This is a genomic window from Sulfurovum sp. (assembly GCF_036568385.1).
In the GTDB taxonomy this organism is placed as follows: domain Bacteria; phylum Campylobacterota; class Campylobacteria; order Campylobacterales; family Sulfurovaceae; genus Sulfurovum.
This window is the reverse complement of record NZ_DATCSP010000005.1, coordinates 1-3,584: the sequence shown is the minus strand read 5'-3', so window position 1 is coordinate 3,584 and position 3,584 is coordinate 1. Positions and strand designations below refer to the sequence as shown.

The window sequence follows — 3,584 nt, the reverse complement described above, 5'->3', positions numbered from 1 at the left end:
GGGTCAGGATGCAGGTTAATAGTCGCATCCTCTTTTCCTTCATAGTCTATGTGCGAAAGGACATAACGTATGGATTCCAACCGTGCCCGCTTTTGGTCATTACTGTCTACGATGATCCATGGTGCGTCACCTGTGTGGGTACGTGAGAACATCGCTTCTTGATAAAAGGTGATCTTATCCCACATCTCCTGCGCCTTTTGGTCCACAGAACTCAGTTTCCAGTGTTTCAGAGGATTGGTCATACGCTCTTTAAATCTATTTTGCTGATTCTCTTTGGTAACAGAGTACCAAAACTTGATCAGAATAATGCCGTCATCGATCAATGCATCTTCGATCTCCGGCACCTCTTTCATGAATTTTTCATACTGTTCGGGTGTACAAAACCCAAATACCGGTTCCACTATTGCACGGTTGTACCAGGAGCGGTCAAAAAAGGCGATCTCTCCGGGGTTTGGAAGATGCTTAAAGTACCGTTGAAAGTAAAACTGTCCCTGCTCCACTTCCGTCGGTTTTTGCAGGGCGACCACTCTGAATTTTCTGGGGTTAAGGTATTGGGTGAACCGTTTGATAGCACCCCCTTTCCCCGCAGTATCACGTCCTTCAAAGATGATCATGACACGCTTGTTGTTCTCATAGACCCAGTTCTGCAGTTTGATCAGCTCAACCTGCAGTGCTTTCAGCTCGTTTTTATAGGCAATGTTACGGGTGATCTTTGCAAGCTTTTTTTTACTTACAAGCTGCGCAATTCCGTCCTTGGTCCTTAGTAAATGAAACTTCTCTTCAAGCTCTTTTAAAATTTTTTTGGCTTGGCCGTTCTCTTTGATCGCTTCATCCAACGCTTGCAGGTCTTGAAATATCGTTTTCATTTTTCCCCTTCATGATATGATATAGCATATTTTTATTCTACTACGAAAACTCTTTAGAAAGGGGCCAGTCTACAGGCATCAGATCACTTCAAGAATATTTTGCACAACCTGATAGGTACGTTCTACAGAGGCGAGATCGACAGCTTCACGGGTAGAGTGCGGATACCGGATCGTAGGTCCTATCGAGGCGAACTTCATCTGAGGGTATTTTTCTGCGATCACACCGCACTCGAGCCCTGCATGGATAGCCATCATCTTTGTTTTTCCGAATACGCCCTCTATCTCCCGGCTCACTAACTTGGTAAAGTCTGAAATATCCGGTCTCCATGCCGGATATTTGTCTTCCACCTGCACCCTGAATCCAAAACGCTCAAACATCGCTGCAGTCTCCTGGGTCAGCAGCTCAAGCTCCTCTGCCCCCATCGCTCTGGCAGAGGTCTCGACCTTTAATCCTCCTTGCTCATCTGCTGTGATGATGGCAAGGTTGATACTGACATCCGGTATATCAAAAGTTTCATTCATCGCATGCACCCCCTGTTTAAATGCATCGATAAGTGCTATCAGTTTCGCTCCCTCTTTCAATACCTTGGGTGATTCATTGAGCGCACGGACTGCTACGTCCCCGCTGTCTTCCAGGACTTTTTCGCTTCTTACGATCGCCACGGCATTGGCAGGTATGGAGTTACGGCGCTCTCCTGCATAGATGCTTGCCAGCTGTGTTACACCATTCTCTGTCAAGTACTCTCCCAGCACCTTGATCGCAGAAGGGATCCCCTTGTCGATATCTACACCGGAATGTCCTCCGGGAAGTCCTTTCACCGCTACTTCATAACAGCTTCCCGTACCTTCTACATAACTGTCATCTTTAAATGCTGTAATGTCCGCACCGCCCGCACACCCTATGTAGACCTCTGCTTCATCTTCACTGTCCAGGTTCAGCATATAACTGCTTTTCAGCTCAAACGCTACATGGTTCGCGCCTATCAGGCCTACCTCTTCATCCGAAGTGAGCAAAAATTCAAGTTCTCTCCCCTCGTCCATCAGCTGCATCATCATAGCGATGGCCATACCGTTATCCGCACCCAGAGAGCTCTCTCTGGCTCTCATCCATCCCTCTTCTATATAGGTTTCCAACTGGGGTGCCTTGCCGACACAGACCATGTCATAATGTGCCTGAAGACACAATACAGGTTCGCCTTTGCAAATATAGATGTTCTTTGTCTGGTCCACTTCGACACTGTAACCGCGGCTTTTGGCAAAATCTACCAGGAATTCCATCAATCTGTCCGCAAGTTTGCTGCAGTGGGGGATTTGGGTAAGGGTTTTAAAATGTTCTATGATCTCTGACATACGCTATCCTGTTTTTATGTGATTGTACTATAATTTAAAAAAAGAAGGAGAAAAAGTCTTGGAACACTTTTTTAGCTGTCCCTACTGCTGGGAACGGATCTCCATGATCTTGGACCCGCAGGAGGAGGAGAGTGCCTACATTGAAGACTGCGAAGTGTGCTGTCGTCCCATAGAAATCACTTTCAGCTTCGCTGGAGAGGTGTTGGTCAGCTTTACTGCAAAAAAGATAGAGGGGATCTAGGACAGCGCTTCTATCTTTTCAAAACGGGGGACCAGCACACCGTCCACCTCAACTTTTTCCGTAAACATCTGATACGGACGTACCCAGAAACCTTCCTCTCCATAGAGTGCCTTATAGACAACCATCCACTCCTCTGTTTCAGAGTGCCGTGCTGTCATAATGACCTCATACTTGTTGCCTTTGTAGTGCCGGTAAATCCCTTTTTCCAACTCCATCTCTCCCTCTTTTACCGCTCCAGAAAGCCGTTACACCGAATAATAGGTAGCTTTACTATGGTGCACCACCAGCGCGGTAGTACTCTGTTCAGGATGTATCTGGAACGTCTCGCTCAGTTCTATCCCGAACTCTTCAGGCTTGAGCAGATCAAAGATAAGCCTGCTCTGCTCCAGATCCGGACAGGCAGGATATCCGAAGGAGTATCTTGCCCCCTGATAACGGCTCATGCGTACATCACGTAAAGAGGCTCCTTCGTTGTCTGCGATGTTAAGGTCCAGACGTATCTGCTTGTGTGCCACTTCTGCCAGTGCCTCTGCAAGTTCCACCGAGAAACCGTGTACCATGTTGTACTCCAGGTATTTACCAGCATCATACAGCTCTTTTTCATAGGCTGAGAACTTCGGCCCTGCGCTGACACAGGTAAGCGGTATCACGTCATGTCTCTCATGATGGAAAAAATCAGAGAGTGCACGGTGGGGTTTTCGGCCCTGTCTTGGAAAACTGAATGTCCCTACCGCTCTTCCTATGACCTTATCCAAAGGCTCCCGATTGGCATTTGCATCTACGTTCCATCCTTCACTTTCATCAAAGAGGTAGAGCTCCTGGTCACTGCTCCTGCAAGGGTAATAGCCGTAAATGATCGTTGGCTCAAAGAGCTCTTTGTCCAGAAACTCCTGTTTCAAACGTTCATAAGCAGGATAGACGGTATCGTCCAGGAGTTTTTGATACGCCTCTTTGCTCATCCCTTTGCTCTTGTATCCCCAGTGGAATTTAATGACGGTTCTTTGGTTCACCCAGTTAAAGACCATATCCAGGTCCAGGTCCTCTTTCTGCAGTACACGCCGACCCCAGAACGGGGGTGTCGGTACAGGCTGGGGCTCAGGCATCTTGATCTCTTCAAAAGGAGGGAT

5 protein-coding genes are annotated in these 3,584 nt (G+C 47.5%); 1 reads left to right on the top strand and 4 read right to left on the bottom strand.

The features are described from left to right. Positions 1–866, bottom strand: an 866-nt coding sequence (ppk2, locus tag VIM88_RS00325) for a polyphosphate kinase 2 (protein WP_331860889.1), incomplete at its 3' end; no start/stop codon positions are given. 78 nt (positions 867–944) lie between these two features. Next, complete coding sequence (locus VIM88_RS00320; RefSeq protein WP_331860888.1) at positions 945–2,216, bottom strand: M20/M25/M40 family metallo-hydrolase; 1,272 nt, start codon at positions 2,214–2,216, stop codon at positions 945–947. A gap of 58 nt (positions 2,217–2,274) precedes the next feature. On the opposite strand from VIM88_RS00320, the gene VIM88_RS00315 reads away from it, so the two are divergent. Further along, on the top strand, positions 2,275–2,457 hold the full coding sequence (locus VIM88_RS00315) for a CPXCG motif-containing cysteine-rich protein (RefSeq protein ID WP_331860887.1): 183 nt from the start codon (positions 2,275–2,277) through the stop codon (positions 2,455–2,457). Here VIM88_RS00315 and VIM88_RS00310 read toward each other — a convergent pair. Together VIM88_RS00310 and VIM88_RS00305 are read right to left on the bottom strand one after the other, a co-directional pair. After that, positions 2,454–2,672: a DUF1653 domain-containing protein gene (locus VIM88_RS00310; RefSeq protein WP_331860886.1), complete on the bottom strand. Its 219-nt coding sequence runs from the start codon at positions 2,670–2,672 to the stop codon at positions 2,454–2,456. The genes VIM88_RS00315 and VIM88_RS00310 overlap by 4 nt on opposite strands. A 30-nt stretch (positions 2,673–2,702) precedes the next feature. Next, the coding region (locus VIM88_RS00305; RefSeq protein ID WP_331860885.1) for a vitamin B12 dependent-methionine synthase activation domain-containing protein at positions 2,703–3,584 on the bottom strand (882 nt) is incomplete at its 5' end.